This is a genomic window from Nitratireductor sp. J20-h4, from assembly GCF_056780505.1.
The window spans coordinates 2,237,315-2,259,567 of the sequence record NZ_CM165557.1 but is presented as its reverse complement, the minus strand read 5'-3'; the positions used below and the strand labels follow the sequence as shown (position 1 = coordinate 2,259,567).

Below are 22,253 nucleotides of genomic sequence, written 5' to 3'. Positions count from 1 at the left end.
GCATGGCGATACGCGCCTCAAAAATCCGTCGGGGCGCCACCCTCGGCGATGCGGCGGCCGACGAACTCGTTGAGTTCCTCCTCGATCGCCGGGTCTATCGGCGGTTTTTCGTAAGCCGCGAGCCGTTCCTTCCACAGCGTGTTGGCGCGCTCGATCGCGGTCGGGCTGCCGGCGAGCTGCCAGTTCTCGTAATTGCGCCAGTCGGAGATGATCGGCGCGTAGAAGGCGGTCTTGTAGCGCGACTGGGTGTGCGGGGTGCCGAAGAAATGCCCGCCCGGACCGACCTGGCGCATGGCCTCGATGCCGAGCGCGTCCTCAGACAGGTCGAGCGGGGTCATGAATTCGGCCACCATCTGCAAGAGCTCGATGTCGAGCATCAGCTTTTCGTAGGAACATTGCAGCCCGCCCTCGAGCCAGCCGGCGCCATGCATGAGAAGATTGCCGCCGCCCTGGATCGCACCCCACAGTGAGAACACACTTTCATAGGCGGCCTGGGCGTCGACCGTGTTGGCCGCGCATACATTGGAGGTGCGGTAGGGGACCTTGTAGCGCCGCGCGAGCTGGCCGCCGACGAGCTGGGCTTTCATATATTCCGGCGTGCCGAAGGCGGGCGCGCCCGACTTCATGTCGACATTGGAGGTGAAACCGCCATAACCGACCGGCGTTCCCTTCCTCACCATCTGCGCGAAGGTGAGACCGGCCAGCGCCTCGGCGTTCTGTTCAACCAGCGCGCCGGCGACCGTGACCGGGGCCATCGCGCCGGCGAGCGTGAACGGCGTGACGATGACGGCCTGGCCGGCGCCCGCCATCTGGATGATGCCTTCCATCATCGGGATGTCGAGCTTGAGCGGCGAATTGGTGTTGATGATCGTGAAGGTAGAGGGCTCGTCCAGAAGCTGGTCGCGGGAGACGCCGCGCGCGATGCGGGCGATCTCGATACCGTCGAGATTGCGCTCCTTGCCGAGCGAATAGATGTGGAACGCCTTGTCGGTCAGAAGCGCGAGATCGCGGATGCATTCCAGGTGCCGCACCGACGGGTGAATGTCGATCGGCTCGACCGGATAGCCGCCCGTGCACTGGATGATGTTGTGCTGCTGCCCGAGCTTGATCAGGTTGCGATAATCGACCTGGTTGCCGGGCCTGCGACCGGAATCGGTGTCGCAGCAATTGGGCGCCGAGGCCATCAGCGAAAAGATGACGTTGTTGCCGCCGAAGCGGACATTGTGTTCGGGATTGCGGGCGTGCAGCGTGAATTCCGGCGGACAATGCGCCATATGCTCCATGATCATGTCGGCGTCGAAGCGCACCCGCGCCGATCCCGGGGCGACATCGGCGCCGGCCTTCTTCATCAGCGCGCGCGCCTCGTCGTGCAGCACGTCGAGGCCGATTTCCTTGAGAACCCGCAGCGAGGCGAGATGGATCGATTCCAGTTCGTCGTCCGACAGCAGCGCCGTCGGCTGGAACGGCAGGGTGCGTTGACGGAAGGGCGGCTGATCGATGCCCGCCGCCGCATGTCCCGCGCGCTTGCCCGCGCGTCCGCCGCGCCGTCCGCGCTCGCCGGATGCTGCGGGAGAAGGCGGCGGGGTTTCAAGGCTCATGCGACGCTCCGGCATTGTTTCACGGTAGAGGGCATTGTCGCTCATCCCGGCCGGATCGAATGGGGAGGCGGCGACCAGAAGGGCAAGCAATGCGACATCGCGGCGGGTTGTCGCCAAGACAAATGCGACATTGCCCTTCCGGTCGCCCAAGCAGCCGTAGCGGCGCTTGAAGGCGCGCGCGATCTCGGGCATCCTTTTGCGATCATGCAGGCTTCGCCTTTGAAATCGCAGACCGCGTGCGCGGCGATCACGCCGTCGCCCCGAACGCGCCATGCCGAGCTTTTGCGGCTGTGCGCGCGTATCGGCTATTCGCCGCCCGGCCTTGCCTGAATTCGCCACCGGCTTGCTGCCGGATCGATTCAAGCAAGGATGACAAAGCCATGACCTATCAGAATTATTCGCTTGCGCAGCTTCGCCAGGCCGACGCCGCGCATCATCTGCATCCGTTCACCGATCACAAGGACCTGCGCGCCGCCGGCAGCCGCATCATCAGCCGCGCCGACGGGCCGTTCGTTTACGACATGGACGGCAACGAGATCCTGGACGGCATGGCCGGGCTTTGGTGTGTGAATGTCGGTTACGGCCGGGATGAACTCGCCGAGGTGGCTTATGAGCAGATGAAGGAGCTGCCTTACTACAACGCCTTCTTCCGCTGTTCCACGCCGACGCCGGTGCTGCTGGCCAAGAAGCTGGCCGAACTCGCTCCCGACGGCATCAGCCAGGTGTTTTACGGCTCGTCGGGCTCGGAAGCCAACGACACCGCGCTGCGGCTGGTGCGCCACTACTGGGCGCTGGAAGGCAGGCCGGAGAAGAACCGGGTGATCTCGCGCGACTGGGCCTATCACGGCTCGACGATCGCCGGCGCGTCGCTGGGCGGGATGGCGGCCATGCACGACCAGTTGCACGGCGCGGTGCCCCACATCGTCCATGTCATGCCGCCTTATGCCTACGAACTGGCCGCGCCGGGCGAAAGCGACGACGAATTCGGCCTGCGGGCGGCGCGGGCGCTCGAGGACGCGATCCTGGAGGCGGGGCCGGACACAGTCGCCGCCTTCATCGGCGAGCCGGTGATGGGGGCGGGCGGGGTCAAGATCCCGCCGGCGAGCTACTGGCCCGAGATCCAGCGCATCTGCCGCAAATACGATGTCTTGCTGATGCTCGACGAGGTGATCACCGGTTACGGACGCACCGGCGCCTGGTTCGCGGCCCAGTCGATGGGCATCGAGCCCGACACGATCACCACCGCCAAGGCGCTCACCTCCGGCTACCAGCCGCTGTCGGCGCTCCTGGTCGGCGACCGCATCGCCACCACCCTGGTCGAAAAGGGCGGCGAGTTCTTTCACGGTTACACCTATTCCGGCCATCCGGTCGCCTGCGCGGTGGCGTTGAAGAACCTCGAAATCATCGAACGCGAGGGGCTGATCGCGCGGGTGGCCGAGGATACCGGACCGTATCTGGGCGAGGCTTTGAGGCAAAAGCTCGGCGATCATGCGCTCGTCGGCGAGGTTCGCAGTTTCGGCCTGCTGGCGGCGATCGAGATCGTCAAGGACAAAGAGACCAAGACGCGGTTCGACCCGGTCGGGCGCGCCGCCTCCCTGGTGCGCGACCACGCGATCGCCAACGGGCTGATGATGCGGGCCGTCAACGACACGATGATCCTGTCGCCGCCGCTGATCTGGACCAGGGAGACGATCGACATGGCCTGCGAGCGGATCGCAAGGGCGCTCGACCTGGCCGCGCGCGACCTGCGCGGAACCTAGGAAAAGGTGCCCGTGCGCCCCGTCCTTTCCCCGGCAACCAAGGGGCAGGCGCGGGGCGCGCGGGAAAACGAGCCTTGCATGGAAGGGAGCATGTTCATGGCCAATCCGCCGATCGTCAAACCCATCGACTACGCGGACGCCTCGCCGGAGGTTCGCACCGTCTATGACGACATCATGGCGACCCGCAAGACCGACTGGATCAACAATTTCTGGAAGGTGCTGGCGCACGATCCGGCACAGCTGAAGCGTGTGTGGGAGGGGCTAAAGGCGGTGATGGCGCCCGGCGCTCTCGACCCGCTGACCAAGGAACTGATCTATGTCGCGGTGTCGGCGACCAATGGCTGCGAATATTGCAGCTATTCGCACACTGCCGCCGCGCGCGCCAAGGGCATGAACGAGGCGATGCTGATGGAACTGCTCGCGGTGGTCGGCATGGCCAACGAGACCAACCGGCTCGCCAACGGTTTGCGCCCGCCGGTCGACCCGGCCTTCTTGCCAGAGGGCCGATAAGGGCCGGGCCGGCAAAGCACGGACGAGGCATGCGAAAACCGCGTTCTTCCGGGCGGGAGGAACGCGGTTTTGCAGGATACGCAGGCATTTCGCGATAACTGATACGCTTGCGAAACGTACGGCTCCGGTACGCGAGACCTGATCCGGAGCTGGGGGCGGCCTTGCGCAACCGCCTCGTGAACCGTTCTAGCCCGACATCGTTACCGCGCGGTTAGCAAGCACTTAAGCAAGTCTAAATTCGGCATTTTTTCCGGTTAAGGCGTCTGGGAAATTTTCCGCCGCGGGATTGCATCGCACGACGGGACGGTTTGGCGGGGCGATCGCCGCTGCTTGCGCGGCTCAATCGGTGTCGCCGCGCAGAAAATTGATGATGCCGGAGAAATCGTCGTCGCCATGGCCCCGGGCGTTGAACAGCGCATAAAGCTGGGCGGCTTCCGCGCCCATCGGCGTGACGGCGCCGGCGGCCGCGGCGGCCTCCTGGGCCAGCCGCAGATCCTTCAGCATCAGCGCGGCGGCGAAACCGGGCTTGTAGTCCTTGTTGGCCGGCGAGGCCGGCACGGGGCCGGGCACGGGACAATAGGAGGTGATCGACCAGCATTGTCCCGACGAGGTCGAGGCAACGTCGAACAGGGCCTGGTGCGACAGGCCGAGCTTTTCGGCGAGCACGAAAGCCTCCGACACGCCGATCATCGAAATGCCGAGGATCATGTTGTTGCAGATCTTGGCCGCCTGGCCGGCGCCGGGCCCGCCGCAATGCACGACGCGGCCGGCCATCGGGTCCAGGATCGGCTCGGCGCTGGCAAAGGCGGCGTCGGCGCCGCCGGCCATGAAGGTCAGCGTGCCGGCGGCCGCGCCCGCCGTGCCGCCGGAGACCGGCGCGTCGACCGACAGCATGCCGTGTTCCTCGGCGATCGCGTGCGCCTTGCGGGCGGACTCCACGTCGATGGTCGAGGAATCGATGAACAGCGTGCCGGCGCGCGCGCCTGGCACCACGTCCTGGTAGACCGCGATCACGTGTTTGCCCGCCGGCAGCATGGTGACGACCACGTCCGCGTCCTTCACCGCGGCCGCCGCGTTGGCCATGATGGTGACGCCGTTTTCCTTGGCCACCGCCAGATTGTCGGTCACGAGGTCGTAGCCGCGGACCTGATGACCGGCCTTGACGAGATTGGCGGCCATCGGGTTGCCCATATTGCCGAGGCCGATGAAGGCGATGGTGGTCATGTCGGGGTCTCCTCCGGAAATGCGAAATACGGATAGTCGGTCGATGGCGAACGGCGCGCAAGGGCGGCGGCGTCGGCGGGAAACCTCACCGACATACCCGGCGCGGCCCCGGCCCGGCAGACGCGGCCCGGCTATCGTCCGACCAGGTGCCGGGCGATGATGACGCGCATGATCTCGTTGGTGCCTTCGAGGATCTGGTGAACCCGCAGGTCGCGCACCAGCTTCTCGACGCCGTATTCGTGCAGATAGCCGTAGCCGCCATGGATCTGCAGCGCCTCGTTGGCGACCTCGAAGCCGGCATCGGTGACGAAACGCTTGGCCATCGCCGACCATTTGGAGGCGTCGTGGGTCTTGCGGTCGAGCCGCGAGGCGGCGGCGTAAAGCATGAGCCGGGCCGCGCTCAACTCGGTCTCCATGTCGGCGAGCTTGAACTGCAGCGCCTGGAACTGGTCGAGCGTCTTGCCGAACGCCTTGCGCTCGCCGGCATAGGCAAGCGCCTTTTCGTGCGCGGCCTGCGCGCCGCCGAGCGAGCAGGCGGCAATGTTAAGGCGGCCGCCGTCGAGCCCGGCCATGGCGATCTTGAAGCCGGCGCCTTCGCCGGAGAGCAGGTTTTCGGCCGGCACCTTGCAGTCCTCGAACACGACCTGGCGCGTCTCCTGCATGTGCCAGCCCATCTTGCGCTCGTCATTGCCGAAGGAAAGCCCCGGCGTGTCCTTTTCGACCACGAAGGTCGACACGCCTTTCGGCCCGTCCTCGCCGGTGCGCGCCATCACCACGTAAAGATCGTTGCCGCCGGCGCCGGAGATGAACTGCTTGGTGCCGTTGAGCACATAATCGCTGCCATTGCCGCCGGCGCGCACGGCCCGGGTCTTGAGCGCGGCCGCGTCGGAGCCCGAGCCCGGCTCGGTCAGGCAATAGCTCGCCAGCAGCTCCATCGAGCACAGGCGGGGCAGGAATTTTTGCCGCTGGGCGTCATCGCCGAACATGTCGATCATCCACGCGGCCATGTTGTGGATGGAAATGAAGGAGGAAAAGCCCGGACAGGCATGGGCCAGCGCCTCGAAGATCAGCACCGCGTCGAGGCGGCCGAGCGCGGAGCCGCCGACATCGTCGCTGACGTAGATGCCGCCGAAGCCGAGCGGGCCGGTCTCGCGGATCACGTCGGCGGGAAAATGCGCGTCGCGGTCCCAGTCGAGCGCGTGCGGGGCGACCTTGTCGGCGGCGAAGCTCTGCGCCATCTCCTGGATCGCGCGCTGGTCCTCGTTGAGTTCGAACTGGCCTGCGGCGGCCTCCACGATCGCGTCCATCTCGTCCTCCCGGAAACGGCGTTGATCCGTTGTGCAAGAGCCAATCTAGACCAATGCGGAGACCGCGCAACAAAACGCGTGACAATCCGATGTGCGCCTGCGCGCATCCGGGTTGCGGATATTGGCAAAGCCGGGGGGGGCGGCCCGCGTCGCGTCGCTCATGCGTCCGGTGCGCGGCGCTATGCTCTTTTTGCGCGGGCGTACCATTCGACAATGGCCGGCATGTCGCGCTCGAACGTGCCGGCCAAAAACACGTTGAACAGCCCCGCGCGCCGATCGCTCCGGTTCTTGAAATCGTGCGTGACGCCGGCCGGGACCAGGACGAACGCGCCTTGTTCGCCCTCGACCCAGATGTCCCCGACCCGGATCGAAACGGTTCCTTCCGTGACGTAGAAAACCTCGTCATTGTCGGCATGGCTGTGCGGGCCCGGGCCGGCGCTGTCGGGAGCGAGCCACCATTCCGACGCGCTGAAGCGACCGCCGCTCTCCACGCCGTCGGCCTTGAAGACGGCGCGCATTGTCGGCATGTCGTAGCCGCGGCCCTCGCCAGGGCCAAGTACGACCGCGCCGGCCGGCAGGGCAGTGGTGTCCTCCATCGCCTCACTCCGCCGGTTCGTGGGCTTTCGGCCAGTAGGTGCCGAAGGACCAGATATTGCCCTCCGGGTCGCGGCAGATGATCTCGCGGCTGCCATAATCGCGCTCGACCGGCCCCTCCACGATCTCGGCGCCGGCCCTGGCGGCCCGTTCGCACAGCGCATCGACGTCGTCGACGGCGATGTAGAGCGATTTGCCGCCGGCGCTGTCGGGCACGCCGACCAGATCGCCATAGGCGTTGTCGCGCATGTCGCCGCACATGATCATCGACGAGCCGAAGGCGAGCTGGGCGTGGGCGACCGTGTCGCCGTCCATATATTTGGCGTGTAGGCTGAAACCGAAGGCCTCGCACAGCCAATCGATCATCTTGGCGGCGTTGCGAAAGCGCATGGCGGGAAAGATGCGCGGGGCTTCGATGGCGGTAGGGGGTTGCATGGCCGTCCTCCTGGCGTTGCGACGGGATCATCCATCGCAGACGCCGGGCTGCCGGTCTTGAACAAATGTTACCTTCGCCCGCCGGGGCCGCAGGGAACCGGCGGCGCGTTCAAAGCCTTGCGCCGGCCGTGGTCAGCGGCGCACCACCACGCGCATGTTCTTCAGCCCCTCGCGCTGGGTCAGCCGGAACAGGATCGCGGCGTTGGAGGGATGCAACCGGATGCAGCCGGCCGAGGCCGGACGGCCAAGGCGTTTGACCGCATTGGTGCCGTGAATGGCGTAATTGCCGTTATAGAAGATCGAATAGGGCATCGGCGCATTGTTGTAGCGGCTCGAGCGGTGATGGCGCGAAAGCCATTTCGCCCGCCAGGTGCCGACCGGCGTGACCTTGCCGCGCCGCGCGGTGGAGACCTTCCAGCGATATTTGACCACACCACGGTGCACGACGGTCATGGTCTGTGAAGACAGGTCGACCCGCGCCTCCAGCCGAACCGCGTGTGCGTCCGCCGGCGTGGCAAGCACGAGGAAACCGACAAAAACCAAGGAAAGCAGATAGCGCAACATGAACTTGACCCCGCCCATACTGAAACAATTTCAACAGCCTATAACGCGTTGACGTTTTCTTCCCGTTATCGACCCTTCAATTTTTCGTTAGACCTCGCCGCCGGCCTGTCCACAGCTTGTCCACAGGGTTGCCGTAACGTCAAGGTGTCGAGCCTATCCTGGGGTCTCAGGCCGGCGGCCTCTGTAAAACTGTTCACTTACCGTTCACGAAGCCCGATTTACGCTGGAATCGGGTAAAGTGGCTTGGGGTTGAGCGCATGAAGAAGCTGGTACTCACTGTCTTTTCGGCCGTGGCGCTGGTGCTGGCGGCGAGCGGGAGCGGCATGGCTGCAGGCCTGGTGGCGACAGTCGACGTCTCGGCGCAGACCATGACGATCAAGAAGCACGGCCGGGTGATTTATCGCTGGAAGGTATCGACGGCGCGCAGGGGCTACGTCACGCCGCGCGGCCAGTATCGGCCGATCCGCATGCACAGGATGTGGTATTCGCGCAAATACGATATGTCGCCGATGCCCTACTCGATCTTCTTTCGTGGCGGCTACGCCATTCACGGCACCAATGCCGTGAAACGTCTCGGCCAGCCGGCCTCGCATGGTTGCGTGCGCCTGCGCACCGACAATGCGGCCAAGCTCTACGCGCTGGTCAAACAGGTCGGGCCCGGCAACACACGCATCGTCGTGGTCAACTGACGATCAATCCTCCCCGATCGCGCGCCGCGTCGCCTGCCAGGCGGCGCGGCGTCTTTTCGTCAGGATTTTGGCGGCGCGCGCAGGATCGTCGGTTTTGTCGTGAAAAGTGCCGGTGTCGTCCATTCCCTTGTGCCTGAGTCTTGTATAAGACTTCCGCGAAAGGGAGTGTCCATGAGTCCGCAACCACGCCTTGCGCTGTCCGATCCGGTCGGCGACGAAACGCGCAAAACCACCTGCTATATGTGCGCCTGCCGGTGCGGCATCGACGTCCATCTCAAGGATGGCAGGATCCGCTATATCGAGGGCAATCGCGATCACCCGGTCAATCGCGGCGTGCTGTGCGCCAAGGGGTCGGCGGGCATCATGCAGCATTACGCGCCGGCGCGGCTCGACGGGCCGTTGTTGCGGAGCGGGCCGCGCGGCTCCGGCCAGTTCCGGCGCATCTCCTGGGAGGAGGCGCTCGGGCTCGCCACCGAGTGGATGGGGTCGGTGCGTCGCACGGACCCGAAAAAACTCGCCTTCTTCACCGGCCGCGACCAGAGCCAGGCGCTAACCAGTTTCTGGGCGCAGCAGTTCGGCACGCCCAACTATGCCGCCCATGGCGGGTTCTGCTCGGTCAACATGGCCGCGGCCGGCATCATGACCATTGGCGGCGCGTTCTGGGAATTCGGCGCGCCGGACTGGGAACGTACCAAGCTCTTCGTCCTGTTCGGGGTCGCGGAAGACCACGATTCCAACCCGCTCAAGCTCGGCATTTCCAAGCTTAAGAGCCGTGGCGCGCGCTTCGTGTCGGTCAATCCGGTGCGCACCGGCTATTCGGCCATCGCCGACAACTGGATCGGCATTCGTCCCGGCACGGACGGGCTTCTGATCCTGGCGCTGGTCCACGAATTATTGCGCACGCGCAAGATCGATATCGACTATCTGGTGCGCTACACCAACGCGCCGTGGCTGGTCGTCGATGCGCCGGGCAAGGCCGAGCACGGGCTTTTCGCGCGCGACCGCGAGGGCCGGGCGCTGATCTGGGAAACCGTGACCGAGCAGGCGGTTCATCACGATCTCAAGGGCGCGCGGCCGGCGCTTTCCGGCCGCTACGAGCTTGCCGACGGGCGGTTCGCGCGGCCGTCCTTTCAGCTTCTGGCCGAAAAATATCTCGACGCGGCTTACGCACCCGATGCGGTCGCCGCCGAAACCGGGGTTGCGGCGGAGACGATCCGCGGGCTTGCCGGCGAGATCGCGCGGGTCGCCTTCGAGGAGGAAATCTTCGTCGACCAGCCCTGGACCGACATGCATGGCGAGCGCCATGACGGTTTCGTCGGGCGGCCGGTCTCCTTTCATGCCATGCGCGGCATTTCGGCCCATTCGAACGGGTTTCAGACCGCGCGCGCGCTGCATCTCTTGCAGGTGCTGATCGGGGCGATCGACTGTCCGGGCGGGTTCCGTTACGAGCCGCCTTATCCCAAACCGGTCGAGGCGCATCCGCGCCCGCACGGGCGGGCCGAGCATTTCGGCTCCGAGCAGCCGCTGGCCGGGCCGCATCTCGGCTTTCCGCGCGGGCCCGAGGACCTTCTGATCGACGAGAACGGGCAGCCGACGCGCATCGACAAAGCGTTTTCCTGGGACGCGCCGATTTCAGCGCATGGTCTGATGCATATGGTGATCGCCAATGCCCATGCCGGCGATCCCTATCCGATCGACACGCTGTTTCTCTACATGGCCAACATGGCCTGGAACTCGTCGATGAACACCGCCGGCGTGATAAAAATGCTGGAGGACAAGGACGCGGAGACGGGCGAATACCGCATTCCGCGCATCATCGTCGCCGATGCCTATGCCTCCGAGATGACGGCCTATGCCGACCTGGTCCTGCCCGACACGACCTATCTGGAACGGCATGACTGCATTTCGATGCTCGACAGGCCGATCTCGGAACCGGACGCCGTCCAGGACGCGATCCGCTGGCCGGTGGTCGAGCCCGACCGGGACGTACGCGGTTTCCAGTCGGTGCTGCTCGATCTGGGCGCGCGGTTGAAACTGCCGGGTTTCGTCGACGCGCGCGGCACGCCGCTTTACCGCGACTACGCCGACTATATCGTGCGCCACGAGCGCCGGCCGGGCATCGGCCCGCTGGCCGGATTTCGCGGCACGCAGGGCGACCGGGCAGGGCGCGGCGCGATCAATCCGGAACAGCTCGAGCGTTATATCGAAAACGGCTCGTTCTTCGCCCATCCAGTCCCGGCCGAAGCGCTTTATTTCAAGCACGCCAACCGGGCCTATCAGGATTTCGCTGTCAAAATGGGGTTTTTCGACCAGCCGCAGCCGGTCATCTTCCAACTTTACCAGGAAAACCTGCAAAAATTCCGCCTTTCGGCGCAGGGTCTGCGCGAACCGGTCGCGCCGGAAACGCACCGCGCCCGCATCCTGGCCAGTTTCGACCCGCTGCCGGGCTGGTACCGGCCGTTGGAGGAGGCGGCGATCGACCGCGAGCGCTATCCGCTGCACGCCATCACCCAGCGCCCGGCGGCGATGTATCATTCCTGGGGCTCGATGAATGCCTGGCTGCGGCAGATCCATACCGCCAACCCGCTCTACGTGCCGGGCGCGGTTTGCGACGCGGCCGGGCTGGCCGATGGCGACTGGGCCTGGGTGATCTCGCCGCACGGGCGCATCAAGGTCGAGGTGGCGCGGATGGAAGCCGTCAACGGCGCGACGGTATGGACCTGGAACGCGATCGGCAAGCGCAAGGGCGCCTGGGGGCTGGATGAGAACGCGCCCGAAGCAAAGAAGGGGTTCTTGCTCAACCACCTGATCCACGAATTGCTGCCGCCGAAGGGCGACGGGCTGCGATGGTCGAATTCCGATCCGGTCACCGGCCAGGCCGCCTGGTACGATCTGCGCGTCAGGATCGAAAAGGCGGAGCCGGGCGCGCATTCCGAGCCGCAATTTCGCGCCGTCGAACGGTTCGGCGAGGCGCCGGACGAATTACGATACGGTCAGGAGTGGAGCTCATGACGGCGCTGCCTTCGCAGCCTTCCGCCACCAAACTCGGTCTGGTGATCGATCTCGACATCTGCGTCGGCTGTCATGCCTGCGTGGTCAGTTGCAAGGAGTGGAACACCGGCGGCTACGGCGCGGCATTGTCGGACCAGGACCCTTATGGCGAACATGTCTCGGGCGCCTGGCTCAACCGCATCCACACGTTCGAGATCGTGCCGGAAGGCGGAGAACTGGTCGGCGAGGCGGGCGAGGCGCGCATCGTGCATTTTCCGAAATCCTGCCTGCATTGCGAGGAGGCGCCATGCGTGACGGTGTGTCCGACCGGCGCCTCCTATAAACGGGCCGAGGACGGTATCGTGCTGGTCGCCGAGGACAAATGCATCGGCTGCGGGCTGTGCGCCTGGGCGTGCCCCTATGGCGCGCGCGAAATGGACCTGGCCGCCGGCGTGATGAAGAAATGCACGCTGTGCGTCGACCGCATCTACAACGAGACCTTCCGCGAGGAAGACCGCGTGCCGGCCTGCGTGCGCACATGCCCGGCCAATGCGCGCCATTTCGGCGATCTCGGCGATCCCGGCTCGCAGGTCTCCAAAATGGTCGCCGCGCGCGGCGGCATCGATCTGATGCCGGAGCAGGGCACGCGGCCGGTCAACAAATATCTGCCGCCGCGGCCGCGCACCACGCTCGCCGCCCATGCGCCGGCCGGACCGGCTGCCGGCGAGGACACCGGCGGCGCGACCGGCTTTCTTGCCTGGATCGACACCATGCTGGAGAAGATCTGAATGCATCCCGCATTGTCGATCATCGTTTTCACCACCAGTTCGGGCCTTGGCTACGGGCTGGCGTTTTTTCTCGGTTTCGGCCTGCTCGATCCCGCCGCGCTGGCGACCAAGGCAGCGCATGTGATTGCCCTCGGCCTGATCTCGGTCGGGCTGTCGGCCTCGACGCTGCATCTGGGCAACCCGCAACGGGCGTGGCGCGCCCTGTCGCAATGGCGCTCGAGCTGGCTGTCGCGCGAGGGCGTGCTGGCGATCGCGACCTTCGCGCCGCTGTGCCTGTCGGCCTGGGTCACGCTCTTCGAGAGCCGCCATTCCTGGCCCGCCGGACTGGCCGGTTCGCTCGGCTGCGCGGCGACGGTCTATTGCACGGCGATGATCTATGCCTCCCTGCGGACCGTGGAGGCCTGGCACACGCCGCTCACGCCGGCCGCGTTCCTGGCCTTTGCGGCTGCCGGCGGCGCGGTGCTGGCGACGTTTTTCGCCGCGCTCGGCGGCGGAAATGCCGGTCTGACGGCCGTGCTCGCGCTGGTTCTGCTTGTCCTTGCCTGGGGAACGAAACTCGCCTGGCGCCGGCGCCTGGGCGCGCTTTCATCGGGCTCGACGCCGGAGACCGCGACCGGGCTCGGCGCGCTCGGACGGGTGCGGCTGCTCGAACGGCCGCACGGCAACGAAAACTACCTCACCCGCGAGATGGGCTTTCGCATCGCGCGCAAGCATGCCCGCAAGCTGGCCGCCATCGCCTTCGGCCTCGGCGGGGCGGTGCCGATCGTCTTGCTCGCAAGCGCGGCCCTGTTTGCGGCCGAGGGCGGCATCGGCTGGCCGGTCTTCGCCTTCCTGGCGCTTTGGGCCTACGCGGCCGGGCTGCTGGTGGAGCGCTGGCTGTTCTTCGCCGAGGCACGGCACAGCGTGATGAACTATTACGGCGGGTGAACCGGGCCGGGGGCCATCTTCTAAAGAAACTGGCGAATCTTCCTGCCGACCTTGAGCATACGCAGCGGATTGATGGCGCTGCCCTTGCGTCTGATCTCGTAATGCAGATGCGGGCCGGTCGAGCGTCCGGAACTGCCGACCTTGCCGACGACGGCGCCGTTTTCGATCTTTTGGCCCTTGCGGACCAGTACCTTGCTCATATGGGCGTAGCGCGTGGTCAGGCCGTCGCCATGATCGATCTCGACCATGCGGCCATAGCCGCCGTTCCACCCAGCCTTCACCACCACGCCGGCGCCGGCGGCGCGCACGGGATGGCCGGTGCGGGCGCGGAAATCGATGCCGCTGTGATGGGCGGGCCTGCCCAGGAGCGGGTCCTTGCGCACGCCGAAGCTGCTGGAGACGGGCTGACCCGGGACCGGGTTGGCGATCGGAAACCGTCTGGCCGCGGCCTTGATGGCATCAAGCGTGTTGAGCGCCTCGTCGAGCTCGGTCACTTCGGCCTCGAAGGCCGCCGGCGCCTCGAGCGCGACCAGAGGCCCGCCGACATCCTTTTCGCCGTAGCCCGTGTCGAGCGAAAGGCCGGCGGATTTGAGCGCCTCTGAAATCGAATCGGCTGTCTGGTAGGCATTTTCGGTCAAGTCGCGCAGGCGGGTGATCTGCTCGGTTTCGATCCGGCGCAGCGACTGGTTGATCTGAACGAAAATCCGGTCCGCTTCGTCGGCCACCGAGCCGGTCGTCAGCGGGGCGGACGCGGCGGCGAAGCCGTCGAGAATGGCTGCGGCCGCGGTTTTGGGGGCGGCAGCGGCAAATCCGGTCATGGCGGACAGATCGGCGCGCAGATCCGGTTTCTGCGACGGCAATGGCGCGCTCCTGGGAAGGCGTTCACCACTGGCGCGCTCGAGCAGGGGGCGCAGCCTCCCGTCGCGGGCGGAGAGTTCGGCCTGGCGTCCCAGAAGCTCCGCGACCTTGTTTTCCATCAATTGCTGATCGAGCAATTGGCGGCTGGTGATCCGGTCGACCTGTGCGCGCAGCGCCGAGATGCGGTCCTCATAGGCCTGCTGAAGCCGTGCCTGGCGGGCGACCGTGGCGCCGATCAGGTCGTCGCGCAGGACCAGATAGGAGGTGGCGAGCAGATAGCCGATGGCAAAGGCGGCGATGACCGAGCCGGCAAGCGCGGCCACCCACGGCCGGACGGTGAAGTGGCGTATCTGGTCGCCTCGGGCGATGATGACCGTATGCGGTTCGGTCCGTTTGCCGAACACCGGGGGCGTGCGTGCTTCCGTCACTGATACAAATCCAGCCTGCGCTCCAACTCCACGCGCAAGTACACATTATTAGGGTTAACAAAGGTTTGCCCGCCGGTCTGACGCGGCGGCGAAATCCGGTGGCTGCGCTTGCTGAACCCGCCGAGGGCGGTTCAGGCGCTGGATGTCGCCGTCAGCGAGCGGTAAAACAGCGGCGTCAGGCCGGCTTCGGCCCGGGCACGGTCGTTGAAGGGGGGCTTGAGGTCGCCGCGAAAATTGGCCCGCACAAGCTCGCGGAAACGCCGGGCGGGGTCGGTGCGCTCGCGCGCGCAATAAAACCGGAACCATTTGGCCCCGATCGCCACGTGCTTCTTTTCGTCGGTGTAGATCACCTCCAGGATCGCGGCCGTCTCGCGGTCGCCGGTCTCCGTCATCTTGTCGATCAGCGACGGGGTGACGTCGAGGCCGCGCGCCTCCAGGATCAGCGGCACCACCGCCAGCCTTGCATAAAGATCGTTGCGGGTCTGGTGGGCCGCTTCCCAAAGTCCGCCATGCGCGGGCAGGTCGCCATAGTCGGCGCCCAGGGCGCGCAGCCGCGCGCGCAACAGCGAGAAATGCTTGGCCTCCTCGAAGGCGACCTGCATCCAGCCGTCGAAAAAGCTCGCCGGCGGGCGCTCGGGCGCGAAGCGGGCGACGATGTCGAGCGCCAGGTCGATGGCGTTGAGCTCGATATGGGCAAGCGCGTGGAGCAGGGCGATGCGGCCGCGCAGGCTGTGCAGCGAACGCCTGGCGACCTTGCGCGGATCGACCAGCTCGGGTCTGGCCGGCCGACCCGGGCGATCAGGAATAGGCGGGTCGCCCGGCCGCATGAGGGAAATGGTGCGGTCCTTCCAGCGCGCGTGCACGGCGCGCACGATCGCCACCTTGCGGTCGAGATCGGCCGCGGCCACGGCCGCCACGCAACCGGCGCGGAGACTGTCGGGACGGGTTTCGACCGAGGTTTTCGCCGCAGAGGTCGACGCGCTCACAGCGCTTTCGTGGCCTCGAGCACCTCGGCGGCGTGATTGGCGACCTTGACCTTGTTCCAGACCCGCGCGACGCGCCCGTCCCTGTCGATCAGGATGGTCGTGCGTTCCACGCCCATGAACTTGCGCCCATACATGCTCTTTTCGACCCACACGCCGTAGTCCTGGATCGCGCGCTTGTCCTCGTCGGCGACGAGAACGACCGAAAGTCCGTGCTTTGCCTTGAATTTGTCATGACTTTTTGCGCTATCCGGCGATATCCCGATGACGGTGGCTCCGGCCTTCTGGAATTCGGGCAGGAGGGCGGAAAAATCCTTTCCTTCCGTTGTGCAGCCGCTCGTGTCGTCCTTCGGGTAGAAATAGACAATGACAGGCTTTCCCCGCAGGTCCGAAAGCTTGAGCGAGCCGCCGCCGTCGCGCGGCAAGTCGAAGTCGGGCGCCTGCTGGCCTATTTCTGGCTGAGCCATGGGCTTGTCCTTTCTTTCTCGGTGACCGGGTTCGCGAAGGCCATATAATGCAATTCATGGATTCGTCCATGCCAACAGGGCGAGTACGGTCGTCGAGGTGAGCAAGGGCACCGAAAAACACCACTGGGTCCGGTTTCGGCGCGAGGATATCCGTGCGCTGGATTCCCTGCCGTCGGCCGCCGCGCACACAAAGACGCCGCGTCGGAGGCGCCGCGTGGTGCCCCGCTGGGCGATCGCAGGGGTGATCGGGCTGTGCGTGCTCGTCGTGGCCGCACTCGGCGGACTTCAGCTCGCCGGCACGATGGGATTGGGCTCGGAGCGGTTGCGCGACGAGGCGCAACGGGCGTTGTCGTCGGCGCTGGGCGTGCCGGTCGTGCTGTCGTCGGGGCCGGCGCGGTTTTCGCTGAGCGGCGGCCGCTTCATCGCGCTGGAGGTGCCCGAGGTCAGCCTGACGGCTGCGGAAAAGCAGGCCAGTTTCGCCGATATCGGCGCTCTGCGTTTGGGGCTCGATCTCGGCGCGCTGCTTGGCGGGCGCGTGGCCATCGACCGGATCGAGGTCGACCATGCCAGGATCGCGCCGGGCGCCATGCCCGGCGGCGGCGACGCCGACCTCTCAAGCCAGGTGATGAACGCGCACGGGCTGATCGATCCCGATCGGGTGCTGGCGCTCGTCTTTTCATCGGTGGAGCGGGCGCTGGACGTGCTGGGGGCCCGTTCGACACGTCTGATCGCGCTGCGGGATGTCGAGATCGCGCTGGATGACAGCCACGCCGTTATCGTCCACAGCGCCGAGCTGACCGGCGAGAAGCCGGAAACGGTCAGGATTTCGGGCGAACTCGTCGTGGCGGGACGGCCGCTCGCGGTGTCTGCCGAAGCGACGCGGGCCGCCGGCGAGCGTCCCGGGCTCGACTTTCGGCTGCGCGCGGACGTCGCGCCCGCGGCGGGGCAAGCGGCGGCTCAGACGACACCGCCATTGCTGGCCGGCAGCGGCGTCGTAACCTTCAAGGGCACGCGCCCGGCGCTCGGCGGTCCCGACCGTCTGGAGATCGGCCTGAAGACGGAGGATCTGGTCGTCTCGGTGCCCGACAGCGCCCCGGTCGCCGGCAAGCTGGACGTCGACGCAGCCATGGTCGCGGGGACCGGCAAGGTCGAATTCGGCCGGATCGACGTGCGGACCGGCCGCTCGCGGTTTTTGTTCAACGGCGCGGCCGGGCCGGTGCCGGACCCGAAGCCGGGCAGCGAGCCGGCCTATCGTTACGAGTTCGTCAGCGACCAGTCGCGCGCGGCCGTTGCCGACGTGCCGGAGCCGAGCCTGACCTTTCTTGCCCGGCTTGCCGGGCGCTATCGCCCCAAGACCGGCCTGCTGACGGCGTCCGAGATCGGGGTCCGGACCGGGCGAGGCGAGTTGTTCGCGCGCGCCTCGATGCGGTTTTTCGCCGACAAGGCGCCATCGATCGTGTTTGCCATGGACGTGCCGTCGATGCCGGTCGCCCATGCCAAGCAATTGTGGCCGACGGAAACGGCGCCGGGCGCGCGCGCCTGGGTGATCGCCAACGTCTTCGGCGGAACGATCGTCGACAGTCACGTGCGGCTGAAAGTGGAGGCGGGCCGTCTGGGCAACGGGATTGCGCTGTCCGGCGAGGAAGTGAACGGACGTTTCCGCATCGAGGATACGCGTTTCGACATTACCGGCGAGCTGCCGCCGGTGCGCGATGCGTTTGGCACGGTCGATTTCCGCGGCAACGCGGTCGACATCGCGCTCCAGTCGGGAACGGTGTTCATGCCGAGCGGGCGCACCGTGGCAGCCAGCAAGGGGACGTTTGTGATCGAAGACGCCGGTGTCCGCCCGCTGATCGGCACGATGCAGATCGACGTTGCCGGGAACGCCCCGTCGATCGTGGAGTTCGCCTCCTACAAGCCGATCGACGCGATGCGCCATTTGCGCTTCGAGCCGACGGATTTTTCCGGCGACGTCAGCGGCCAGGTCTGGGCGGAAATCCCGCTGCAGGAGGACATCCCGATCGAGAGTCTCGATTGGAAAGTGTCGCTCGACTATCAGGACCTGGCCCTCGCGGAGCCGCTCGACGGCCAGCGGGTGAGCGAGGCGCAGGGCTCGATCGTGGTCGATCCGCACAACGCGGTCATCGACGCCAGGGCGCGTCTCAACGGGCTTGCCGCTACAATCAGCATGACCGAGCCGCTCGACAGCAGCGCCCCGGGCCGGGTGCGCGACATCACGCTTGTTCTCGACGATGCCGGTCGCGAGACAATCGCGCCGGAACTCAACACGATGCTTTCGGGCCCGGTGAGCCTCGACGTCTCGGTGGAAGAGGGCGGGGCGCAGCGGATCGTGGCCGACCTGACGAAGGCGCGGCTGGACTTCCCCTGGGTGGGCTGGAGCAAGGGCGCCGGCGTGCCGGCGACGGCGCGTTTCGTGCTGGAGACCGACGGCGCCTCGACGCGGCTGTCGGATTTCCACCTTACCGGCAAGAGTTTCACCGTCGAGGGCGAGGTCGCGCTCGAAAACGGCAGTCTGGCGCGGGCCGAGTTCGGCAAGGTCGCGCTTAATCGCGGCGACCAGGTGGCGCTGACGATCGCGCGCAAGGCGGGCCGCTACGACATCGCGATCAACGGCAAGGCCTTCGACGCGCGCTCCGTCATCAAGCTCTATCTCTCCGACACCGAGCAGGCCGAGGAGAGCGTGGAGCAGATTCCGGTTTCGCTCAAGGCGTCGGTGGAGCGGGTGAGCGGCTTCGGCGAGGAGGTGCTGTCGGCGGTGTCGATCGACCTCGCCGGCACCGGCACCGATGTCGGCATGTTAAGGATGGAGGCGCGGTCGTCGAATGGCGGCAAGATCGCAATCGTCAACGGCACCGATGCCGGAGGCCGCACCGTGACGATGGAATCGGGCGATGCCGGCGCGGTGCTGCGGTTCTTGAATATCTACGAGTACATGCAGGGCGGGACGATCGACCTGGCGCTGGCCGCGCAGGGCAAGGGACCGCTCAAGGGTCAGGTCGACGCGCGCGAGTTCTGGATCGTCAACGAGCCCAAGCTGCGCTCGCTGGTGGCGACCGCGCCGCCGGAGGGCGACGGCCGCACCCTCAACGAGGCCGTGCGCGGCGACATCGACGTGTCGAAGGCGCGTTTCGATCGCGGCTATGCGACGGTGGAAAAGGGCGACGGCTATCTGTCGATCGCCCGCGGCATCCTGCGCGGCCCGGTGATCGGCGCAACCTTCCGCGGCGCGCTCTACGACACCAAGGGCAATATCGGCATCGCCGGCACGTTCATGCCGGCCTACGGCTTCAACCGGCTGTTTGCCGAGATCCCGCTCCTGGGACAGATCCTCGGCAATGGCCGCGACCGCGGCCTGATCGGCATCACCTTCAAACTGTCGGGCAACGCCAAGTCGCCCCAGCTTCAGGTCAATCCGATCTCGGTGATCGCGCCCGGGATTTTCCGCTCGATCTTCGAGTTCCGGTAAGACGTCCGGCCGCGCCGGCGCGTCCGCTTAAAGCGGACGCACGAGCACGTGTTTCTTGCGGCCGACCGACAATTTGACGACCCCGTCGCGCAGATCGGTCTCGCCGACGACGCGGCGCTCGTCGGCTACGGGGTCGTCGTTGACCTTGACCGCCCCGCCCTTGACGTGACGCCTGGCCTCGCCGTTCGAGCCCGCCAGTCCGGCCTGAACCAGCAGGCTGAGAAGTCCGCAGCCTTCGCCGAGCGCGGCGGCCGCGATCTCGATCGTCGGCAGGGTTGCGGCCAGCGCGCCTTCCTCGAAGGTCTTGCGCGCGGTCTCGGCCGCCGTCCCGGCGGCGTCGCGGCCATGCAGCATCGCGGTGACCTCGGTCGCCAGGATTTTCTTGGCCTCGTTGATCTCCGCGCCGCCAAGGGCCTCCAGCCGTGCGATCTCGTCGAGCGGCTGCGTCGTGTAGAGTTTTAGGAAACGGCCGACATCGGCGTCCTCGGTATTGCGCCAGTATTGCCAGAACTCGTAGGCGCCCAGCATGTCGGGATTGAGCCACACCGCGCCGTCGGCGCTCTTGCCCATCTTGGCGCCGGACGCGGTGGTCAAAAGCGGGGAGGTCAGCGCGTAGAGCTGCGGGGTGCCCATGCGGTGGCCGAGATCGATGCCGTTGATGATGTTGCCCCACTGGTCGGAGCCGCCCATCTGCAGGCGACAGCCGAAGCGCCGGTTCAGTTCCACGTAGTCATAGGCCTGGAGGATCATGTAGTTGAATTCCAGGAAGGACAGCGACTGCTCGCGGTCGAGGCGGGTCTTGACCGAATCGAACGCCAGCATGCGGTTGACGGAGAAATGCCGGCCGACATCGCGCAGGAATTCGACATAGTTGATGTCGAGCAGCCAGTCGGCATTGTCGACCATCATGGCGTCGCGTGGGCCCTCGCCGAAGGTCAGGTAGTTGGCGAACACCTTCTTGATGCCGGCGATGTTGTCAGCGATCGTCTCCGGCGTCATCAGCTTGCGCGCCTCGTCCTTGAACGAGGGGTCGCCGATCATGCCGGTGCCGCCGCCCATCAGGGCGATCGGACGGTGGCCGGTCTTCTGCATCCAGTGCAGCATCATGATCTGGATCAGGCCGCCGGCATGCAGGCTGGGCGCCGTCGGATCGAAGCCGATATAGGCCGTCACGGTTTCGCTTGCGAACAGCTCGTCGAGGCCGGTCTCATCGGACAGTTGATGGATGAAACCGCGCTCGGACAGGGTGCGCAGGAAATCGGATTTGAAGGCGGACATCGTGTTCACTTCCGGTGGGCGTGAAAAATGCCTGGCGCGCGGCCGTGGCAATCGGGACGGTGCGGCTTTAGCATCGCTTGCGGCAGAATCACAAGAAAGTTGGAATCGCGAGGAAAGGCGGCGCGCCATGACGGAGATTTGCGTGCTCGGCCTGATGAGCGGCACGTCGATGGACGGGATCGACCTGGCGCTGGTCGAGACCGACGGGGCCATGACGGTGCGGCGTGGCGCCGCGCATTTCGTCGCCTACGAGGCCGGATTCCGACGCCGGCTCGAGGCGGCGCTGGAAACGGCGCGCTCGATCGCGGCACGGGACGAGCGGCCGGGCGATCTCGCCGCGCTCGAGAGCGAGATCACGATGCGCCATGCCGTCGCCGTCAGGGCGTTCGTCGACGCGCTGCCGACATCGGGGCCGAAACCGACGCTGATCGGCTTTCACGGCCAGACGGTGCTGCACCGGCCCGAACGGGCACTGACGGTGCAACTGGGCGACGGCGCGCTGCTGGCGCGCGAAACCGGCCTGCCGGTGGTGTTCGACATGCGCGCCAACGACATGGCGCAGGGCGGCCAGGGCGCGCCGCTGGTGCCGGCCTATCACGCCGCGCTCGCCAGAACGCTTCCGGCCGAGTTCGCCGGTCGGCTGCCGGTGGCGTTCGTCAATATTGGCGGCATTTCAAATATCAGCGTCGTGCCGGAACGCGGCGACCCCATCGCCTTCGACACCGGACCCGGAAACGCCCTGATCGACCAGTGGGTGGCGGGCGAGGGCGGGGTGCCGTTCGACGCCGACGGCATGATCGCCTCAGAGGGCCGGGTGCGGGCGTCGGTGGTGGCGGCCTATCTCGCCAATCCGTGGTTCGATCGCGCCGGGGCGAAATCGCTCGACCGGGCCGATTTCACGCTCGAACCGGCGCACGGGCTCGAACTCGCCGACGGCGCGCGCACGCTGGCGGCGGTGTCGGCGGCGGCGATCATGAAGGCGGTCGACGTCCTGCCCGAGGCGCCGCGCCTGTGGATCCTGTGCGGCGGGGGGCGCAAAAACCCCCATATCGTGGCCGATCTGCGCGAGGAGGCGCAACGGCGCGGCGCGGGTCGCGTGATCCTGGCCGAGGACGCGGGGCTCGACGGCGACGCGATGGAGGCGGAGGCCTGGGCCTATCTCGCCGCGCGCTCGCGCGCCGGTCTGCCCATCACCTGGCCGACGACCACGGGTTGCCGCGAACCGGCGACGGGCGGGGTTCTTGCCCGCCCCTGAACGGCCCTAGCGGGCGCGCCAGCCTTCGCGGCGCGTATAGGCAGGGATCAACCCGTGCAGGACGTCAGGCCGGTTTTCGCGAAAATGCGGCGGCCGATGCGTCCCGCACG

At 66.5% G+C, this 22,253-nt stretch carries 18 protein-coding genes; 8 read left to right on the top strand and 10 right to left on the bottom strand.

Annotation, left to right across the window (positions count from 1 at the left end; translation table 11 throughout):
• Nucleotides 1-17 precede the first annotated feature (17 nt).
• Nucleotides 18-1,598, bottom strand: a complete 1,581-nt coding sequence (locus ACT2B0_RS11030) for a trimethylamine methyltransferase family protein (RefSeq protein WP_473464646.1) — start codon at nt 1,596-1,598, stop codon at nt 18-20.
• Between the two features lie 380 nt (nt 1,599-1,978).
• Between ACT2B0_RS11030 and ACT2B0_RS11025 the strand changes: the two genes are divergently transcribed.
• Complete coding sequence (locus tag ACT2B0_RS11025; RefSeq protein WP_473464644.1) at nt 1,979-3,358, top strand: aspartate aminotransferase family protein; 1,380 nt, start codon at nt 1,979-1,981, stop codon at nt 3,356-3,358.
• Nucleotides 3,359-3,454: 96 nt separating this feature from the next.
• Entirely contained in the window at nt 3,455-3,868 is a 414-nt protein-coding gene (locus tag ACT2B0_RS11020) for a carboxymuconolactone decarboxylase family protein (protein ID WP_473464642.1), read from the top strand.
• A gap of 339 nt (nt 3,869-4,207) precedes the next feature.
• Here ACT2B0_RS11020 and mmsB read toward each other — a convergent pair whose 3' ends face one another.
• From mmsB to ACT2B0_RS10995, 5 genes are all read right to left on the bottom strand, one after another.
• On the bottom strand, nt 4,208-5,092 hold the full coding sequence (gene mmsB / locus ACT2B0_RS11015) for a 3-hydroxyisobutyrate dehydrogenase (protein ID WP_473464639.1): 885 nt from the start codon (nt 5,090-5,092) through the stop codon (nt 4,208-4,210).
• Nucleotides 5,093-5,223: 131 nt separating this feature from the next.
• Entirely contained in the window at nt 5,224-6,399 is a 1,176-nt protein-coding gene (locus ACT2B0_RS11010) for an isobutyryl-CoA dehydrogenase (protein ID WP_473464637.1), read from the bottom strand.
• A gap of 179 nt (nt 6,400-6,578) precedes the next feature.
• The gene (locus ACT2B0_RS11005; protein WP_473464634.1) at nt 6,579-6,995 is read right to left on the bottom strand and encodes a cupin domain-containing protein; all 417 of its coding nucleotides are present in this window, start codon (nt 6,993-6,995) and stop codon (nt 6,579-6,581) included.
• Between the two features lie 4 nt (nt 6,996-6,999).
• Complete coding sequence (locus tag ACT2B0_RS11000) at nt 7,000-7,428, bottom strand: VOC family protein (protein WP_348117590.1); 429 nt, start codon at nt 7,426-7,428, stop codon at nt 7,000-7,002.
• Nucleotides 7,429-7,560: 132 nt separating this feature from the next.
• Entirely contained in the window at nt 7,561-7,992 is a 432-nt protein-coding gene (locus ACT2B0_RS10995) for a L,D-transpeptidase (protein WP_348117592.1), read from the bottom strand.
• Nucleotides 7,993-8,249: 257 nt separating this feature from the next.
• Here ACT2B0_RS10995 and ACT2B0_RS10990 point away from each other — a divergent pair, with 257 nt between their 5' ends.
• From ACT2B0_RS10990 to ACT2B0_RS10975, 4 genes are all read left to right on the top strand, one after another.
• On the top strand, nt 8,250-8,681 hold the full coding sequence (locus tag ACT2B0_RS10990; RefSeq protein WP_473464631.1) for a L,D-transpeptidase: 432 nt from the start codon (nt 8,250-8,252) through the stop codon (nt 8,679-8,681).
• Between the two features lie 171 nt (nt 8,682-8,852).
• Nucleotides 8,853-11,693 carry a molybdopterin oxidoreductase family protein gene (locus ACT2B0_RS10985; RefSeq protein WP_473464628.1) on the top strand — a complete coding sequence of 947 codons (2,841 nt, stop codon included), beginning with the start codon at nt 8,853-8,855 and terminating at the stop codon, nt 11,691-11,693.
• A complete protein-coding gene (locus ACT2B0_RS10980) occupies nt 11,690-12,460 on the top strand; it encodes a 4Fe-4S dicluster domain-containing protein (RefSeq protein ID WP_473464626.1) in 771 nt (256 codons plus the stop codon). Before ACT2B0_RS10985 ends, ACT2B0_RS10980 begins: the two co-directional genes overlap by 4 nt.
• A complete protein-coding gene (locus ACT2B0_RS10975; RefSeq protein WP_473464623.1) occupies nt 12,461-13,387 on the top strand; it encodes a dimethyl sulfoxide reductase anchor subunit family protein in 927 nt (308 codons plus the stop codon).
• Nucleotides 13,388-13,407: 20 nt separating this feature from the next.
• On the opposite strand, the gene ACT2B0_RS10970 is transcribed toward ACT2B0_RS10975, so the two are convergent.
• The 3 genes from ACT2B0_RS10970 to ACT2B0_RS10960 form a co-directional block, all read right to left on the bottom strand.
• Complete coding sequence (locus ACT2B0_RS10970; RefSeq protein ID WP_473464621.1) at nt 13,408-14,673, bottom strand: M23 family metallopeptidase; 1,266 nt, start codon at nt 14,671-14,673, stop codon at nt 13,408-13,410.
• 131 nt (nt 14,674-14,804) lie between these two features.
• A complete protein-coding gene (locus ACT2B0_RS10965) occupies nt 14,805-15,659 on the bottom strand; it encodes a ferritin-like domain-containing protein (protein ID WP_473464618.1) in 855 nt (284 codons plus the stop codon).
• Nucleotides 15,656-16,123 (bottom strand): peroxiredoxin, encoded by a 468-nt coding sequence (locus tag ACT2B0_RS10960; protein ID WP_473464616.1) that lies wholly within the window; start codon nt 16,121-16,123, stop codon nt 15,656-15,658. The genes ACT2B0_RS10965 and ACT2B0_RS10960 overlap by 4 nt, the downstream gene beginning before the upstream one ends.
• A 214-nt stretch (nt 16,124-16,337) precedes the next feature.
• Between ACT2B0_RS10960 and ACT2B0_RS10955 the strand changes: the two genes are divergently transcribed.
• Nucleotides 16,338-19,610: a YhdP family protein gene (locus tag ACT2B0_RS10955; protein ID WP_473464613.1), complete on the top strand. Its 3,273-nt coding sequence runs from the start codon at nt 16,338-16,340 to the stop codon at nt 19,608-19,610.
• 27 nt (nt 19,611-19,637) lie between these two features.
• Here ACT2B0_RS10955 and tyrS read toward each other — a convergent pair whose 3' ends face one another.
• A complete protein-coding gene (tyrS, locus tag ACT2B0_RS10950; protein ID WP_473464610.1) occupies nt 19,638-20,888 on the bottom strand; it encodes a tyrosine--tRNA ligase in 1,251 nt (416 codons plus the stop codon).
• Between the two features lie 127 nt (nt 20,889-21,015).
• On the opposite strand from tyrS, the gene ACT2B0_RS10945 reads away from it, so the two are divergent.
• Nucleotides 21,016-22,143 carry an anhydro-N-acetylmuramic acid kinase gene (locus ACT2B0_RS10945; RefSeq protein ID WP_473464607.1) on the top strand — a complete coding sequence of 376 codons (1,128 nt, stop codon included), beginning with the start codon at nt 21,016-21,018 and terminating at the stop codon, nt 22,141-22,143.
• The last annotated feature ends 110 nt before the right edge of the window (nt 22,144-22,253 follow it).